At 46.7% G+C, this 16,494-nt stretch carries 16 protein-coding genes and 1 riboswitch; all 16 genes read left to right on the top strand.

Translation table 11 applies throughout. The features are described from left to right. The first annotated feature begins 155 nt into the window (after positions 1-155). The 16 genes from ACESZH_RS06255 to ACESZH_RS06180 all read left to right on the top strand — a co-directional run bounded on the left by ACESZH_RS06255 (position 156) and on the right by ACESZH_RS06180 (position 16,492). Positions 156-980 (top strand): MBL fold metallo-hydrolase, encoded by an 825-nt coding sequence (locus ACESZH_RS06255; protein ID WP_373213089.1) that lies wholly within the window; start codon positions 156-158, stop codon positions 978-980. Between the two features lie 147 nt (positions 981-1,127). After that, entirely contained in the window at positions 1,128-1,532 is a 405-nt protein-coding gene (locus ACESZH_RS06250; protein WP_373213092.1) for a bacteriohemerythrin, read from the top strand. A gap of 31 nt (positions 1,533-1,563) precedes the next feature. Then, positions 1,564-1,748: riboswitch (cobalamin riboswitch) on the top strand. 135 nt (positions 1,749-1,883) lie between these two features. Beyond that, positions 1,884-2,819 carry a LysR family transcriptional regulator gene (locus ACESZH_RS06245; protein ID WP_373213093.1) on the top strand — a complete coding sequence of 312 codons (936 nt, stop codon included), beginning with the start codon at positions 1,884-1,886 and terminating at the stop codon, positions 2,817-2,819. A 158-nt stretch (positions 2,820-2,977) separates the two neighbouring features. Beyond that, complete coding sequence (locus ACESZH_RS06240) at positions 2,978-3,793, top strand: nitrogenase iron protein NifH (RefSeq protein ID WP_373213095.1); 816 nt, start codon at positions 2,978-2,980, stop codon at positions 3,791-3,793. A gap of 10 nt (positions 3,794-3,803) precedes the next feature. After that, complete coding sequence (locus ACESZH_RS06235; RefSeq protein WP_373213097.1) at positions 3,804-4,286, top strand: hypothetical protein; 483 nt, start codon at positions 3,804-3,806, stop codon at positions 4,284-4,286. Beyond that, entirely contained in the window at positions 4,283-5,449 is a 1,167-nt protein-coding gene (locus ACESZH_RS06230; protein ID WP_373213099.1) for a nitrogenase component 1, read from the top strand. Before ACESZH_RS06235 ends, ACESZH_RS06230 begins: the two co-directional genes overlap by 4 nt. A gap of 2 nt (positions 5,450-5,451) precedes the next feature. Beyond that, complete coding sequence (locus ACESZH_RS06225; RefSeq protein WP_373213102.1) at positions 5,452-6,594, top strand: ABC transporter substrate-binding protein; 1,143 nt, start codon at positions 5,452-5,454, stop codon at positions 6,592-6,594. A gap of 13 nt (positions 6,595-6,607) precedes the next feature. Beyond that, positions 6,608-6,847, top strand: coding sequence for a hypothetical protein (locus tag ACESZH_RS06220; RefSeq protein ID WP_373213105.1), 240 nt, complete (start codon positions 6,608-6,610; stop codon positions 6,845-6,847). Then, positions 6,733-7,464: a FecCD family ABC transporter permease gene (locus ACESZH_RS06215; protein WP_373219867.1), complete on the top strand. Its 732-nt coding sequence runs from the start codon at positions 6,733-6,735 to the stop codon at positions 7,462-7,464. The genes ACESZH_RS06220 and ACESZH_RS06215 overlap by 115 nt, the downstream gene beginning before the upstream one ends. Next, the gene (locus tag ACESZH_RS06210) at positions 7,461-8,240 is read left to right on the top strand and encodes an ABC transporter ATP-binding protein (RefSeq protein WP_373213108.1); all 780 of its coding nucleotides are present in this window, start codon (positions 7,461-7,463) and stop codon (positions 8,238-8,240) included. Before ACESZH_RS06215 ends, ACESZH_RS06210 begins: the two co-directional genes overlap by 4 nt. A gap of 139 nt (positions 8,241-8,379) precedes the next feature. Next, on the top strand, positions 8,380-8,778 hold the full coding sequence (locus ACESZH_RS06205) for a PH domain-containing protein (protein ID WP_373213111.1): 399 nt from the start codon (positions 8,380-8,382) through the stop codon (positions 8,776-8,778). Positions 8,779-8,937: 159 nt separating this feature from the next. Continuing rightward, a complete protein-coding gene (gene clpB / locus ACESZH_RS06200) occupies positions 8,938-11,529 on the top strand; it encodes an ATP-dependent chaperone ClpB (protein ID WP_373213113.1) in 2,592 nt (863 codons plus the stop codon). Beyond that, positions 11,526-11,699, top strand: coding sequence for a DUF4250 domain-containing protein (locus tag ACESZH_RS06195; RefSeq protein ID WP_373213116.1), 174 nt, complete (start codon positions 11,526-11,528; stop codon positions 11,697-11,699). The genes clpB and ACESZH_RS06195 overlap by 4 nt, the downstream gene beginning before the upstream one ends. Before the next feature lie 259 nt (positions 11,700-11,958). After that, positions 11,959-12,408, top strand: coding sequence for a MarR family winged helix-turn-helix transcriptional regulator (locus ACESZH_RS06190; RefSeq protein WP_373213118.1), 450 nt, complete (start codon positions 11,959-11,961; stop codon positions 12,406-12,408). A gap of 86 nt (positions 12,409-12,494) precedes the next feature. After that, a complete protein-coding gene (locus ACESZH_RS06185; protein ID WP_373213120.1) occupies positions 12,495-14,657 on the top strand; it encodes an ABC transporter ATP-binding protein in 2,163 nt (720 codons plus the stop codon). Beyond that, positions 14,654-16,492: an ABC transporter ATP-binding protein gene (locus tag ACESZH_RS06180; RefSeq protein ID WP_373213122.1), complete on the top strand. Its 1,839-nt coding sequence runs from the start codon at positions 14,654-14,656 to the stop codon at positions 16,490-16,492. The genes ACESZH_RS06185 and ACESZH_RS06180 overlap by 4 nt, the downstream gene beginning before the upstream one ends. Positions 16,493-16,494 lie beyond the last annotated feature (2 nt).

Below are 16,494 nucleotides of genomic sequence, written 5' to 3'. Positions count from 1 at the left end.
TGTATACAGGATTTGTGATTCTTTGCTTCATTATAATCCAAGTAATTAAAATTAGCAAATTTCTATTGTAAAAAAATTCACAAGGGTTTAAGATACAAAGAAAGGGGATCTGTGCCAGGGTACACTGGCGCTGTTGTGAAAGGGGAGAAAGCCAAATGAGGATTGTTACCTTAATGGAAAATACTGCTGTTTCACCTGAGATGAAAAGCAGTCATGGACTCAGCTTTTACATTGAGACAAAAAGTCACAGAATACTGTTCGATATGGGACCGGACGGGGCGTTTCTGGAAAATGCGGAAAAACTGGGCGTGGATATCGCCAGGGTAGACATTGCGATTCTTTCCCATGGACATTACGACCACGGCGGTGGACTGAAAGCCTTCCTGGAAGCCAATTCCACCGCACCGGTACATATACAGCGGAAGGCGTTTGGGGAATATTATGCTCATGACCCGGATGGGACGAGACGATATATTGGTTTACCGCAGGAGATGAAGGATGATCCGCGGATCGTATACCATACAGGAGATTACAGGCTGGATGCCGGACTTCAGGTTTTGGCAGGAGTGACAGGACGGGAATGCCATTCTCCGGCCAACGACCGTCTCTATATGTCCATTAACGGCAGAGATATCCAGGATCTGTTCATGCACGAGCAGAATCTTCTCATTCGTGAGGGTAACAAGATGGTTCTGATTGCCGGGTGTGCCCACAACGGAATCCTGAATATTATGAGGAAATCAAAAGAGTACGCACCAGGCGGGATCGACTTTGTGATCGGAGGGATGCACCTGAAACATGCCTACCCGGAGGAGCAGAGGCAGCGCATATTCTGTAAAGATCTGGCAGAACGCCTGAAAAAGCAGACAACCCAGTATTACACCTGCCACTGTACCAGCGTGGAAGGGTATGAAATGCTTCACCAGGAGCTTGGAAAACAGATACAGTATCTTTCAGCGGGAAGCGTGCTGGAGATATAGGAAAAATCTGTATTGCAGATTGAATTATAATCTTTCTTTTGATATAATAAGCAGAGAAAAACCGCGGAAAGAAAGTTCATATAGAAAAATAGCGGAGAAAGCCGGAAAGCAGCATTGTATTTTCCGGAAATAACGGGAGGTAAAATTATGGCAATTCAATTTGATGATTCTTTAAAAACAGGTAACGAACTGATCGACTCTCAGCACCAGGAGCTGATCGCCAGAGTGAACAAGCTGACAGAGGAATGTAAGCCTGGCACAGAGAAGACAGTTGCTGCTCATACACTGGGCTTCCTGATGGACTATACCAACGAGCATTTTGCAGACGAGGAGAAGCTTCAGGCAGAGCATGGCTATCCTCTTCTTGACGCACACAAGGAGCAGCACGCTTCCTTCGTAAAAGCAGTAGAGGAGCTTGAGGACATGCTGGTTGAGGAGGAAGGCCCAAGCGAGGCTTTCGTTGCAGCCGTTAAGAAAAACGTGGTAGAGTGGCTCTTAAACCACATTATGGTTTGGGACAAACAGGTTGCACAGTATGTAACCGGTAAATAATTTTGAATGTAAGGGCGCTGCGTCTGCGGCGCCCTGAAATAAAATATCAAGTGAATTCTATAAAGAATGAGAGGGAATCAGGTGTAAATCCTGAGCGGTCCGGCCACTGTAAGCAGGGAGTGTCATTTTGGAAAGCCATTGCATGAAGCGTGTGAGAAGGCAAAATGACTCAGCGATCTGTAAGTCAGGAAACCTGCTTGATAGTAATGTTGGAAAGCAGGCTTCCGAGTAAAGCGCGCCTCCGTGGAGATATTTGTAAAAGGATTTTCCTGTCAAACAGATATGCTTTTAAAGCCTGCGGTCAGCAGGCTTTTTTTCAAGTCTGCCCGAACAAATGGGAATGGAGACAGCATGAAGGAAATTGATCTTGATTTTAACGGCCTTGATATCAGTCTGATTGATATGAACCTGAAAACCCTTTATTATTTTATCATAGTTGCTGAGACTGAAAATATCACCAAAGCGGCGAAAAGACTCTATGTTACCCAGTCTATGCTCAGCAAGAACATCATGGCACTGGAAGAGAGGGTTGGAATACCGTTGTTTGACCGGGACAGCAGAAATCTGAAGCTGACAAGAAGCGGCAGATATCTGTATCAGAAATGGAAGGATATTATTATTTTATATCAAAGGGATATAGAGCATGCAAAGCTTATATCATCTATAAAGGTGGAGCGGCTAAGAGTCGGGTGTTTTCCTCTGAAAGATTCCGTAGGATTTATGGAGCCGTATTTAAAGCATATCTACGTAAACTACCCGGAGACTTTTGTGGAAATTTTCAGGATGAATTATAACCGTCTGCTGGAGCATTTGAATTCAGGGCAGATGGATATCGTGTTTACGCTGGAAACGGACATCCCAGACAATGCGGGGTATTATGAGTGGCAGGAAGTGGCCAGGGTGCCTTCAGTTGCGGTGGTCAACAGGATGAATCCCTTATCGGAAAAACGGATGTTGAAAATAGAGGATCTGGCAGGGCAGAGGCTTCTGATCAGCAATCCGCCCGGAAGCCTTTCCAGAATGGAAAAAATACAGAAAATCTGCAGAGAAGGTCCTTTGGACATCCGTGATATGGAGTTTATGAACAATGACCTTACCGTCTTTGTCAATGCAGAATACAACCGTGGAATCGGCCTGGGAATACGCGGCGTATTCAATGAAGAAAACGAGCGGGTAAGGCTGATTGAAATCGGGGATGCAGCAGTCGGAATCGTGGCAATGTGGAACAGGGACGCAAAAGAAGATATTAAGGATTTAATATGCAATACGCTGCTGCGGGAAATTTAGGAATTTTAGTATTCCAATTTATAATTTTACTTATTTTGGCGAATTGCATATAATAAAGGTGAATGAAGAGTAGTGATGTACAATATCTGGTTTCACCTGTTAAAAAACACCGCTATTGACGGTGTTTTTTGTATACATAGAAAAAGAGGGATTGCGGCGTGAAGAACTGTATAAGAATTGCATTTTACGGAAAAGGCGGAATCGGAAAATCAACGGTAGCGGCAAATGTTTCCGCATCCCTGGCAAATATGGGGAAAAAGGTTCTTCATATCGGCTGTGACCCAAAATCAGATTCAACCAGGACTCTGATGGGAAGGCGGATACCTACTGTGCTGGATATGCTTTGTGAAAAAGGGCAGATTTGTGCGGAAGATATCCTCTTTCAAGGCTATGCAGGCGTAACCTGCGGGGAAACAGGCGGTCCCCGGGCAGGAAAGGGCTGTGCCGGAAGAGCTATTACGGTTATGGCGGAACAACTGGAATCACTTCATGTGTTTGAAGAAAACTGGGATGTGATCGTCTATGATGTACTGGGAGATGTTGTCTGCGGCGGATTTGCCGTACCCATGCGGGAGCGTCTGGCGGATCTTGTATATATCATAACATCCGCAGAATTTATGTCCTTATATGCCGCAAATAATATTATCCGCAGTATTGCAGAAATCCAACAGGAATCAGATATCCGGTTTGGAGGAATCATTTATAATCAGAGAAATGCCGGAACAGGAAAAGAACGTGTGGAGGAGCTGGCAGCAGTGACCAATTCCATACTTACGTCCTCTGTTTCTTACAGCAAAGAGATAGAAATTGCAGAATATCAGGGAAAAACGGTTGTGGAGTATGCTCCTGACAGTCTGGCTGCAGGGCAGTTTGCCCATTTGGCAGAAAAAATATTGAGAAAAGAGACAGCCGGCATCCCCAGAGCAATGTCAGATAGCCAAATGGATCAATTCTGCAAAAGCTTCATGGGATAAAGGAGAGAAAATGGAAAAGGATTTGGCGGCTGTTTCTCAGGATGCGGTTGGAAACAGCTTTTTGGCGGCAGTTGCAGAGATTCCCGGGGCGGTCGTTCTGGCAGTGGGGCCTCCCTCCTGTATGAGGTGCCTGTATTTTTCCTTTTATCAGCAGAAGGCAGAAGAATATCTGTTTCTGCTTCCCTTAAAAACAGAGGAATTTGCAGCAGGCTTACAGGTTTCACTGGCGGAAGAAAGCATCAGGGAGATCATCCGTGAGTATTCCGTGCGGGCTGTGCTTGTTTGTACCTCCTGTGTGGATGTTTTGGCGTCCACAGGCTACAGAGCCATGGGCAGAAGGCTGGAAAAAGAGACAGGAGTTTTCATAGATATATTGGACCGCGGTCCTTTGTCCGTGGGTAAGATAACACAAAAAGAGCGATTTCTGGAAATCCGGAAGAAATGGCTGGAAAAGCTTTCGGCTGCCGGGACATCCGGTGAGGAGGATCTATGACATTGCTTCATGGAATACCGGTTCCTGCGGTGGATTATTCAGGAGCATTATCGGTTTTATACTCTCTTGGGGGAGTAAGTGTGATATGCTCCGCAGGAAGCTGCGGCAGAAGCTATGCCTGTGTGGATGAATTCCGCAGGCTGCCGGGCGATAAATTATATACCACAAAAATGAAAATGCTTCATGTGATCATGGGGGACAACGATGTTTGCGAAACTGTCATCCGTGCATCATTTCCGGAAACGCCGTCCTTTGTAGCATTGCTTGGAAGTCCGGTCCCTTCCATGATCGGGATGGACCTTGGAAGAGAGGCAAAAAGAATTGAAGAAAAATTAAAGATTCCTACTTTATGGATAAACTGTGACGGATTTCACTGCTATACGGAAGGAGTAGCTTCCGCATTGGATGCACTTGGAAGGAAATTTCTGAAAAAGCAGGAATCCGTTCAAAAATCCGTAAATCTGATCGGCTACAGTCCCTTTTGCCATGGATCTCAAAAAGAGCTGGAGCCTGTGAGAAAGCTGATCGCGGACAGCAGTGTCAGGATCATGTGTGACTGGTCAAAGGAGGAAGATGCATATAGATTGGCAGACAGCACCAGGGCAGCCCTTAATCTGGTACTGTCTGAGAGCGGGACTGCCCTTGCGGAGTATATGAAAGCAGAGTACGGAATTCCTTACGAAATGATCTGCCCTGCAGGAAATTACGGTCTGCATCAGCTTGAAAATATATTACAGAAAAGGTTCCAGGTATCTGTGCCCTGTCCTGAGACTGTCCTTACAGGGAAAAAGGATGAGCATACGGATGTGATCGTGATCGGAGAGGCATTGTTTGCACAGGCGGTGAGCAGGATGTTTCGAAATGATCTGGGCTATGAGCGCGCTGCGGCAGTGTGCTGTGAAACGTTCTTTTCAGCAGGAAAACTGCGGGAGCGATTTCCGCAAGTGCGGTTTGCGGATTTTGAGGAACTGAAAAAAATGTTATTCCATTTACCAGAGCAAAGCGTTGTTGCGGGGGATGTGTTTTTCAGACGTTTTGCCAGTGAACAGGTAAAGTTTGTGGAGATACCGAACCACGGCTTAAGCGGAAACCTGTTTGCTTCTCTTCCCTGGGTAGGGGAATTTGGTATTTTGAATATAAAAAAACAACTAAAGGAGAAGTAAACATGAGAAAGATGAATCAGTGGAAAAAATGTATGGCAATGCTTATGGCTTCTGCTATGCTGGTGACAGGCGGAAGTACCTTCGTGTGGGCCGGGGACAGCAGCGCGGAGACTGCAGGAGAGGAATCCGGCAGTGGTACACATACCATTACCGATGCCAATGGAAATCCGGTGGAGATTCCGGAAACCATTAATTCCGTAGCAGCGATCTCCTGGCCGTGGCCTGCTATGGTCTTTGCCGTATCCGGTGATGCAAGCTCTATTAAGAGTATGCCTGCCGGTGCGCTGGAATCCTACAACAACTGTATTTTTAAAACACTGGCACCTGGTCTTGAGAATGTAAATACCGATTATCTTGGCAGCGATAAGACGCTCAATTACGAAGAGTTGGCAAAAATACAGCCGGATATCATGCTGATGTATGAATCTGAGATTGAGAAGATGGGTGAGCAGCTCGAAAAGGTTGGGGTAACCCCGGTACTTGTAAATTACGGGAAATTACAGGATGTACAGGACAGTATGCGCGTGCTTGGTGAGATTTACCACACAGAGGAGCGCGCAGAATCCATGATCAAACTCCATAAGGATGCCATCGCTGCTGTAGAAAGCAAGCAGGAGGAGTTTCCGGCAAAGGAGGACCAGACAAGAGTTCTCTATCTGTATGGAGTAGAAGGCGACGGAACATACCGGATTTACGCAGGAACATCTCTGGGACAGGATTATCTGAATATGGTAGGCGGCGTGAACGTTGCGGAAGAACTGGAAATAACACAGACAACTGTCAATATGGAGCAGATACTGGAATGGAATCCGGATGTGATCCTGTTAAGCAATTTTGATGATTTTATGCCTGAGGATTTTGCGGAAGGCAATTTTGGCGGCAATGACTGGAGCAGCATTGAGGCGATCAAGAATGGCAGGGTTTATAAGGTTCCCATGGGGATTTACCGCTGGGATCCGCCGTGTGCAGAGTCCCATATCATGCTTGAGTGGATGGCACAGCTTTGCAATCCGGAGATTTTCAGTGAATTTGATATCCGTGGTGATCTGAAAGACTTCTATAAAACCTATTTTGACCACGACCTGACAGAAGAAGAGATGGATCAGATTTTGTATTCCAAGTCCAATGTGGGCCTGAACTGCTAGGAAGGAGTGCGTTATGCAAAAGCGGATCAAGGCCGGCCTGAAATGGTGGATTCTTTGTTTTCTGCTGCTTGCTGTGGTGTGGGGAGCGCTTTTCTTCGGGCGATATATGGTCAGCCCGAAGGAAGTGCTGCACATTTTATGGAATGGGCTGCGCGGTGTGGCACAGGAGGGGATCGAAGTCTCCGTGGTGTTGGAAATCCGTTTGCCCAGAGTCTTAAAGCTATGGCGCTGTCTATGGCGGGAGGCCTTTTGACTGTATTTCTCACATATATGCTGGCAAAGATCAGCGGTCAGAGCACTACCATTTCGCTGATCCTGGCAGGAATGATCATGTCATCCATGATGAATGCCCTGATCTCTCTGGCAAAATATACGGCAGATCCCTACTCAAAGCTTCCTGCCATCACGTATTGGCTGCTGGGGAGTTTTGCCAATTCCACCTACGGAACTCTGCGTCTTGTAGCGTTGCCAATGATCGTGTCGATCATCGTGATCATGCTTCTCCGGTGGAAATTGAATATCCTTTCCATGGGAGATGAGGAGGCAATGACTATGGGCGTGAATCCGGTACGGGTACGCCTGATCATTATCATGGCATGTACCGTTTTGACAGCCTGCAGTGTAATGGCTACCGGAATCATCGGCTGGGTAGGTCTGGTAATTCCTCATATCAGCAGGATTCTTATGGGTGCTGATCACAAAAACCTGATTCCTGCTTCGGCGATCATAGGCGGAGTATTCATGGTAGCAGTGGATATAATAGCCAGGTCCGTAATGGCAGCGGAAATCCCCATTGGAATTTTGACAGCATTAATCGGAGCGCCGTTCTTTGCCGTACTGTTTCGGAGAATAGGAGGAAACACCCGATGATCACAGTAGAGAAGGGATGCTTTGGATATAAGAAAAATGAGCCGATTTTACAGGATATTACTTTTTCTCTGGAATCAGGAAGGGTGATGTCCATTCTGGGGCCTAACGGAATCGGAAAAACTACGTTGTTAAAATGTCTGATGGGAATTTTTAAATGGGATTCAGGAAGGACAATTCTGGATGGAAAAGTGCTGAATTCCACGCTGGACAGCAAAAAGATCGGCTATGTTCCCCAGGCACATCCTGTCGCCTTTTCTTACTCCGTACAGGAGCTGGTGACCATGGGAAGGGCAAAGTATGTACGGATGTTTGGTGTGCCATCCAGGGAAGATAAAAATCAGGCAATGATCGCCATGAAAGAGGTGGGAATTGCGGATATTGCGCTAAAATCCTGCAACCAGTTAAGCGGTGGACAACTGCAGCTTGCTTTTATTGCCAGGGCGCTTGCGGCAGAGCCGGAGGTTCTGATCATGGATGAACCGGAGTCCCATCTTGATTTTAAGAATCAGTTTTTGATCTTAAATTTGATCGAAAAACTTGTAAAGGAGAAAGGGATTTCCTGCATCTTAAATACCCATTACCCGGAACATGCCCTGCGCATTTCAGACAAGACGCTGCTGATGGGAACGCAGAAATATCTATTTGGAAACACAGAGGAAATTATCACACAGGAACATATGCGAGAGTTTTTCGGAATTGACTCCAGGATTATTGATCTGGAGGACGGCCCTTGCCGCAGCAAGGCATTTGTGATTACAGGCTGCCCGGAAAACTGACGGTATAAAGAAGTACAGCATCGCTGCAAAACAGGGAGTTGACAGTATGTCAATGTCTGGAAGCAGCGGTGCTTTCTTTATTCCGCTTTTTGAAGTATAATAGAATGGAAAAACGGCGATATTGCATGAGGAGAAGCATATGAAGTTCCAGGGGAAAATAGCAGTTTGGTTTTGGGCGATCATCATTGTGGCGAATGGCATGCTGATATATGATATCATTTTTTCAGGTGACAATCTGGCAGCAGGGCTGGTGGGTGGCGTCATATTCAACGTTGTTTTCCTGCCTATGGTGATAAGAAACTATGTCTTTGTGAGTGAAGATGTTGTCAAAGTATATTTTGGCATTTTGAAGGATTCTGTACAGATCAGGGACATTGTGGAGGTCTATGCCACACATAACCCCATAGCCTCAAGTGCGGCTTCCCTTGACCGGATCGTGATAAAAGGCAGAAGAAATGAGCTGATGTGTTCTGTCAGGGAGAAGGAAAAATTGTTTGAGGAATTAAAAAAGAGAAATGCGGAAATTCTTTTTCGGTGACTGTGAATAAGAATGCTGAGAAGAAAAATTTCAGAAAATTAGCACTCGACTCTTGACAGTGCTAACAAAAAGTATTATCATTCAGAATGAACAAGATAACAAAGCTTTGGTATTCCCGCAGCAGTTATGTGGAATGCTTTTTATAAAGGAGGAAAGCCTATGAATATCAGCAAATTTACGCAGAAATCAATTCAGGCGGTCCAAAATCTGGAAAAGGTTGCATATGAATACGGCAACCAGGAGATCGAGCAGGAGCATCTGCTTTATTCCCTTCTGACACAGGAGGACAGCCTGATCCTCAAGCTTATTGAGAAGATGGAGATTAATAAAGAATATTTTATTGACACAGTAAAAAAGGCACTGGATGCCAAAGTAAAGGTATCCGGAGGGGAGCTGCGTTTCGGGCAGTATTTAAATAAAGCCCTGGTAAATGCAGAGGATGAGGCAAAAGCCATGGGAGACGAATACGTATCCGTGGAGCATCTGTTTCTTGCCCTGCTGAAATACGCAAGCCCCAGTATGGATAAAATCTGGAAGGAATTCGGTATTACCCGTGAACGCTTCCTGCAGGCGCTTTCTACAGTGAGAGGCAACCAGCGGGTGGTGAGCGATAATCCCGAGGCGACCTACGATACCCTGAATAAATATGGAGAGGATCTGGTGGAAAAAGCCCGTAACCAGAAGCTTGACCCGGTTATTGGACGTGACAGCGAGATCCGAAATGTGGTACGCATCCTTTCCCGAAAGACAAAGAATAATCCCGTCCTGATCGGTGAGCCAGGCGTAGGAAAAACCGCAGTGGTGGAAGGGCTTGCACAGCGGATCGTGGCAGGAGATGTGCCGGAGGCACTGAAGGAAAAGAAGATTTTTGCCCTGGACATGGGCGCGCTTGTGGCTGGCGCCAAGTACAGAGGCGAGTTTGAGGAACGTTTGAAAGCAGTTCTGGAAGAGGTAAAAAAGAGTGAAGGAAAGATCATTCTCTTTATCGATGAGCTGCACCTGATCGTGGGGGCCGGAAAGACAGACGGCGCTATGGATGCGGGAAATATGCTAAAACCAATGCTTGCCAGAGGAGAGCTGCACTGTATCGGTGCCACTACCCTGGACGAATACCGCCAGTATATCGAAAAGGATGCTGCACTGGAGCGGCGTTTCCAGCCCGTTATGGTAGATGAGCCGACTGTGGAGGACACCATTTCCATCCTCAGAGGACTGAAGGAGAGATACGAGGTTTTCCATGGCGTAAAGATCACAGACAGCGCACTTGTGGCAGCGGCAACGCTTTCCCATCGCTATATCACAGACCGTTTCCTGCCGGACAAAGCCATTGACCTGGTGGATGAAGCCTGTGCACTGATCAAGACAGAGCTGGATTCCATGCCTACAGAGCTTGATGAGCAGCGGCGAAAGATCATGCAGTTGGAAATTGAGGAATCCGCGCTGAAGAAAGAAACGGATAATTTAAGCCGGGAGCGTCTGGCAGACATCCAAAAAGAGCTTGCGGATCTTCGGGATGAATTTAACACCAGCAAAGCACAGTGGGATAACGAAAAGCATTCTGTGGAAAAGCTTCAGAAGCTGCGTGAGCAGATCGAGGATGTAAATAAGCAGATACAGAAAGCCCAGCAGAACTATGATCTGGAAAAGGCGGCAGAGCTTCAGTACGGAGAGCTTCCGAAGCTGATGCAGACTCTGGAGATCGAGGAGCGGAATGCAAAGGAAAATGACCGCCGCCTTGTACATGAGGCAGTGACGGACGAGGAGATTGCCAGGATCATTTCCCGCTGGACCGGAATCCCGGTAACAAAGCTGACGGAAGGCGAGAGAGCGAAGCTTCTTGGTCTGGAGGATCAGCTTCATAAACGCGTGGTCGGGCAGGACGAGGGCGTGCGCCGTGTGACAGACGCCATTCTCCGTTCAAAAGCCGGAATCAAGGACCCCACAAAGCCCATCGGTTCATTCCTGTTCCTTGGACCAACCGGTGTCGGCAAGACAGAGCTGGCGAAAACCCTTGCGGAAACACTGTTTGACGATGAGCAGAATATGGTCCGTATTGATATGAGTGAGTACATGGAGAAATACTCCGTATCAAGACTGATCGGAGCGCCTCCGGGATATGTGGGATATGAGGAGGGTGGACAGCTTACGGAGGCAGTGCGGAGAAAACCGTACAGTGTTGTGCTTTTCGATGAGATTGAAAAAGCCCATCCGGATGTGTTTAATGTATTGCTGCAGGTGCTGGACGACGGACGGATCACGGATTCCCAGGGACGTACCGTGGACTTTAAAAATACGATTCTCATTATGACCTCCAATATCGGCTCCACCTATCTTCTGGAAGGGATCGATGAAAACGGAGAGATCAAACCGGAGGCGGAAAAGGAGGTTATGAATGAACTTCAGGCTCACTTCCGTCCGGAGTTTTTGAACCGTCTTGATGAGACAATTATGTTTAAACCGTTGACAAAGAGCAACATCGGAAGCATAATAGACCTGATGGTGAAGGATTTGAACCGCCGTCTCTCTGATCAGGAGCTTTCTCTGGAGCTTACCGAGGCTGCCAGGGCGGATGTAATCGAGAACGGATATGATCCGGTATACGGCGCAAGGCCGCTGAAGCGTTATCTGCAGAAATATGTGGAGACTCTGGCAGCTAAGAAAATCCTTTCCGGAGATGTTCACACGGGCAGCACTCTGGTGCTTGATGTAGAGAACAGAGAATACATTGTCAGAGTAAAGGAGAATCTATGATACCAAAGGACCCGGTCATCCTGTTAAGCTATGTGAATACACAGCTTCGCGATTACTACGAATCCCTGGAGGCGCTTTGCACCTGCAGAGGCATGAAGAAAAGCGAGCTTGTGGAAAAACTGGATTCCATAGACTACCATTATGATGAGCAGACAAACCAGTTTATATAGGAAATGATGGCGTTGCCGGAAAAGATTTATAAGAACCTGCATCTGAGGAATGATATGTTCCCCGGATGCAGTTTTTTTATTTATAGAATTAATTTAGCCGGACAAATTAAAATTCGAAGGTATTCCAATAAAATTTATAAAAATGAAATCTAAAAATTTTGTGAAATAACCAAATTTCACTTGATTATTTTGTGCATATGTATATTATATAAAGTTAGCTGACTAACTAAAAGATTGAGGACCAATGGAGGTGAGAAGGTTGTTTTCAGATAAAGAGGAAATGAGCGAAAAAAGTATGCAGGAGCTTCTTGTGCAAATTAGTCACCGGTATGCGGCAAAATGCTTTTCTATGATCAAGGAGCTTGGGCTGTATCCGGGGCAGATTCCCATCCTGGCTATTTTGCGGAAAAGAGATGGGTACAGCCAGAAAGAGATCGTAAAGCTTCTGGGGGTAAAGCCGCCTACAGTCACGGTGAGTATCCAGCGGCTGGAAAAATCAGGACTGCTTTACAGGACGCAGGATGAAAATGACCAGCGAATCATTCGAATCTACCTGACTGAAAAGGGGCGTGACACCATACAGAAGGGAATGAGCTATATGGAACAGCTTGAACAGTCGGTATTCGGCAATTTTTCAGAAACAGAGCTCTGCCTGATGAGGCGTTTCTTTATGCAGATCCTTGCAAACATTGAAAAAGCTGAGCCGTAGAGCGAAGCTATTTGACGCGGTGCGTTTTGCGAACGCGGTGCGATTTGCAAAGCAGAAACAAAAAATCAAGAAAGAAGGACACAGCAATGATTAAACTGATGAAGTATCTGAAAAAATCAGCAGGCTATATAATCCTGATCATAGGTCTTTTGTTTTTACAGGCTTATTGTGACCTTTCCCTGCCGGATTATACGTCCAAGATTATCAATGTCGGTATCCAGCAGAAGGGTATTGAGGATGGAGTGCCTGAGAAAATCCGCCAGTCATCTTTGGAAAGTCTGGAGCTTTTTATGGACGAGGATGCAAAAGAACTGGTGTCTGGCGCCTATACGCTGGACGGAGATCAGTACGTTTTGAAAAACGATATTTCCCGGGAGCAAAGAGAGACGCTGAACACGGCTCTCAGCAAACCAATGATGATGTATTACGGAATGACTGCTGAAACCGAAGAAAGCCAGGCAATGCTTTCCCGGATGAAGCTTCCTGAAGGGACAGATACTATGGAAGCTCTGGCGATTATGCCGCAGGCAGCCAGAGATATGATGATGCAGGGAGTGAGCGAAAAGCTTGACAGTATGCCGGAATCTATCCTAACACAGTCCGCCGTAAATGTGGTGCGGGCTGAGTATGAGGAGATGGGAGTGGATGTAGACAGCCTGCAGATGAAATATATTATGAATTCCGGTCTGCAGATGATCCTCATGGCATTTGTGATCATGCTGGCATCGGTCAGCGTGACTTTTCTTTCCGCCAGAGTGGCGGCTGCCCTGGGGCATGACCTGCGAAACAGCGTGTACTGCAAGGTCATCAGCTTCTCCAGCAATGAATATCATAAATTTTCCACCGCATCCCTGATCACGCGGTGTACCAATGACGTGCAGCAGGTACAGCAGGTTATGACCATGATGTTCCGAATCGTGCTGTATGCGCCGATTCTGGGAATCGGAGGTGTCATAAAGGTTTTGCAGACAGATTCCTCCATGACCTGGATCCTGGCTGTGGCTGTAGCTCTGATCCTGCTGGTGATCCTGCTTCTTTTCCGGATTGCCATGCCGAAATTTACAAAGCTGCAGACCCTGATAGATCGTCTGAACCTTGTGACAAGGGAAATCCTCACCGGGATTCCTGTTATCCGTGCTTTCAGCCGTGAAAAGCATGAGGAGGAGCGGTTTGAAAAGGCAAATACAGACCTGACAAAGACGAACCTGTTTGTAAACCGCTGTATGACATTCATGATGCCGGTGATGATGCTGATCATGAACGGCGTTTCCATTACGATTGTGTATTTCGGCGCCCATGGTGTTGACAACGGAACCATGCAGGTAGGAAATATGATGGCATTTATCCAGTATGCAATGCAGATCATAATGTCCTTCCTGCTGATTACAGCCATGTCCATCATGCTTCCAAGAGCAAACGTGGCAGCCTTGCGTATCAATGAGATTCTGGAGACCACTGGCACTATCAATGACCCGGAAAATCCCGAGCATCCTTTGGAAGCTGCAAAGGGTACCGTGGAATTTGACCATGTTACGTTTGCCTATCCGGATGCCGGGGAAAACGTTCTCACGGACATCAGCTTTAAGGCCGAAAAGGGACAGACGGTTGCCGTTATCGGAAGTACGGGAAGCGGTAAGAGTACCCTGGTAAATCTGATCCCAAGATTTTATGATGTTACAAAGGGCAGTGTGAAGGTGGACGGTGTGGATGTCAGAAACATGTCACAGAATGAGCTTCGTGATAAGCTTGGTTATGTTCCGCAGAAAGGCGTACTTTTCTCGGGAACCATTGATTCTAATATCCGGTATGGAAAGACAGATATCTCGGAAGAAGAGGTGAAAGAGGCTGCAATGGTCGCACAGTCTACAGATTTTATTGAGGCGAAACACCAGGGATATCATGCTCCCATCGCACAGGGCGGAACCAACGTATCTGGCGGACAAAAGCAGCGTTTGTCTATTGCGAGAGCCATTGCAAAGAAACCTGAAATCTTTATTTTTGACGACAGCTTTTCCGCACTTGACTTTAAGACAGACAGCAGCCTGAGAAAAGCCCTGAAGCAGCATACAAAGGATGCAACCACCATTATTGTGGCGCAGCGTATCAGTACGATTTTAAATGCAGACCAGATCATTGTGCTGGATGACGGTCATATGGCAGGAATCGGAACTCATAAGGATTTGATGAAGAACTGTGAGGTTTACCGCCAGATCGCAATGTCACAGTTATCAGAGGAGGAATTGGCATGAGTGAGACAAAAAGAAGAGGCCCCATGGGACATGGCCGGGGAATGCAGCCGGGTGAAAAAGCCAAGGACTTCAAGGGGGCCATGGGCAGACTGTTTCAGTATATGGGACGGTACAAATTCCGCTTTGGACTGATGTTTGTGTTTGCTATCGCAGGTACGATTTTTAATATTGTAGGGCCTAAGATCCTGGGGAAAGCGACCACGGAGCTGTTTAACGGTCTTGTGGCAAAGGTAAACGGAACAGGTAGTATTGATTTCGGAAAAATCGGTCAGATTCTGATATGGACCATGGCACTGTATCTGGCAAGCGCATGTTTTACATTTATCCAGGGATATGTGATGTCAGGGATATCCAATGATGTCACCTATAATCTGAGAAAAGATATTTCCAAAAAAATCAGCCGCCTTCCGCTGAATTACTTTGAGAGCAGGACAAACGGCGAAATCCTTTCCAGAGTAACAAACGATGTGGACACTCTGCAGATGAGCCTGAACCAGAGTATCACCCAGCTTATCACGTCTGTGACAACGCTGATCGGTGTATTTGTGATGATGCTTTCTATTAACGTGTGGATGACTTTGGCGGCACTGCTGATTTTGCCGCTGTCCATGGCCATCATCAGTACGGTGATGAAGCATTCGCAGAAATACTTCCGGGACCAGCAGAAATATCTGGGTGAGGTCAACGGACAGATTGAGGAAAACTTTGGCGGTCATGATGTGGTCAAAGTGTTTAATAAAGAGCAGGATGCAATCAAAGAGTTTGAAAGAGATAATCAGAAGCTTTACGAGTCGGCCTGGAAGTCACAGTTTTTCTCAGGCATTATGATGCCAGTCATGCAGTTTGTGGGAAATCTTGGATATGTGATGGTGGCTTTACTGGGCGGTGTATTTGCTGTCAAGGGAGTCATTGAAATTGGTGAGATCCAGTCCTTTTTCCAGTATATCCGAAACTTTACGCAGCCAATCCAGCAGATCGCGCAGGTGACAAACCTTCTGCAGTCTTCCGCAGCAGCGTCAGAGCGTGTGTTTGAGTTCCTGGATGAGGAGGAAGAGGATGTCAAAGCAGAGAATCCGGTTAATATCGAAGAACTGTCCGGAGATGTGCAGTTTGAGCATGTAAGCTTTGGATATAATCCCAATAAGATCATCATTCACGATTTTTCTGCTAATGTGCAGGATGGTCAGAAAATTGCCATTGTAGGTCCAACCGGAGCCGGAAAGACTACCATGGTGAAGCTCCTGATGAGATTCTATGATGTAAACAGCGGTGCCATCAAGGTGGATGGGCATAATGTAAAGGATTTTGACAGGAGCAAGCTTCGGGAGATGTTCGGCATGGTGCTGCAGGACACCTGGCTGTTTTCCGGTACGATCATGGAAAACATCCGGTACGGAAGGCTGGACGCTACGGACGAGGAGGTCATCGCTGCAGCGAAGGCCGCGCACATCCATAACTTTATCATGCAGCAGCCAGGCGGGTATGACATGGTTCTGGACGAGGAAACCAGCAATATTTCTCAGGGACAGAAACAGCTTCTGACTATTGCCAGAGCCATTCTTGCAGATAATAAGATCCTGATCCTGGATGAGGCAACTTCATCGGTGGATACCAGAACAGAGATGAGGATTCAGAAGGCAATGGATAATCTGATGAAGGGAAGAACCAGCTTTGTGATCGCCCACCGTCTCTCCACCATCAAGGATGCGGATCTGATCCTTGTCATGAAGGACGGCGACATTATCGAGCAGGGGAGCCACAAGGAACTGCTTGCAAGGAAAGGGTTCTATGCGGAACTCTACAACAGTCAGTTTGAAAAGGCTGAGACAGCATAAAT

Origin of the sequence: Ruminococcus sp. 5_1_39BFAA (assembly GCF_964240875.1) — a bacterium.
Classification (GTDB): Bacteria; Bacillota; Clostridia; order Lachnospirales; family Lachnospiraceae; genus Blautia_A.
Note: the sequence above shows the minus strand (reverse complement) of the source record. Positions and strands in the feature narration are given on the sequence as shown.

Excerpts from the sequence above, each read along its gene's own strand:
- ACESZH_RS06255 (WP_373213089.1), top strand. The coding sequence starts at position 156 with ATGAGGATTGTTACCTTAATGGAAAATACTGCTGTTTCACCTGAGATG.
- ACESZH_RS06250 (WP_373213092.1), top strand. The coding sequence starts at position 1,128 with ATGGCAATTCAATTTGATGATTCTTTAAAAACAGGTAACGAACTGATC.
- ACESZH_RS06245 (WP_373213093.1), top strand. The coding sequence starts at position 1,884 with ATGAAGGAAATTGATCTTGATTTTAACGGCCTTGATATCAGTCTGATT.
- ACESZH_RS06235 (WP_373213097.1), top strand. The coding sequence starts at position 3,804 with ATGGAAAAGGATTTGGCGGCTGTTTCTCAGGATGCGGTTGGAAACAGC.
- ACESZH_RS06230 (WP_373213099.1), top strand. The coding sequence starts at position 4,283 with ATGACATTGCTTCATGGAATACCGGTTCCTGCGGTGGATTATTCAGGA.
- ACESZH_RS06225 (WP_373213102.1), top strand. The coding sequence starts at position 5,452 with ATGAGAAAGATGAATCAGTGGAAAAAATGTATGGCAATGCTTATGGCT.
- ACESZH_RS06220 (WP_373213105.1), top strand. The coding sequence starts at position 6,608 with ATGCAAAAGCGGATCAAGGCCGGCCTGAAATGGTGGATTCTTTGTTTT.
- ACESZH_RS06215 (WP_373219867.1), top strand. The coding sequence starts at position 6,733 with ATGGAATGGGCTGCGCGGTGTGGCACAGGAGGGGATCGAAGTCTCCGT.
- ACESZH_RS06210 (WP_373213108.1), top strand. The coding sequence starts at position 7,461 with ATGATCACAGTAGAGAAGGGATGCTTTGGATATAAGAAAAATGAGCCG.
- ACESZH_RS06205 (WP_373213111.1), top strand. The coding sequence starts at position 8,380 with ATGAAGTTCCAGGGGAAAATAGCAGTTTGGTTTTGGGCGATCATCATT.
- clpB (WP_373213113.1), top strand. The coding sequence starts at position 8,938 with ATGAATATCAGCAAATTTACGCAGAAATCAATTCAGGCGGTCCAAAAT.
- ACESZH_RS06195 (WP_373213116.1), top strand. The coding sequence starts at position 11,526 with ATGATACCAAAGGACCCGGTCATCCTGTTAAGCTATGTGAATACACAG.
- ACESZH_RS06185 (WP_373213120.1), top strand. The coding sequence starts at position 12,495 with ATGATTAAACTGATGAAGTATCTGAAAAAATCAGCAGGCTATATAATC.
- ACESZH_RS06180 (WP_373213122.1), top strand. The coding sequence starts at position 14,654 with ATGAGTGAGACAAAAAGAAGAGGCCCCATGGGACATGGCCGGGGAATG.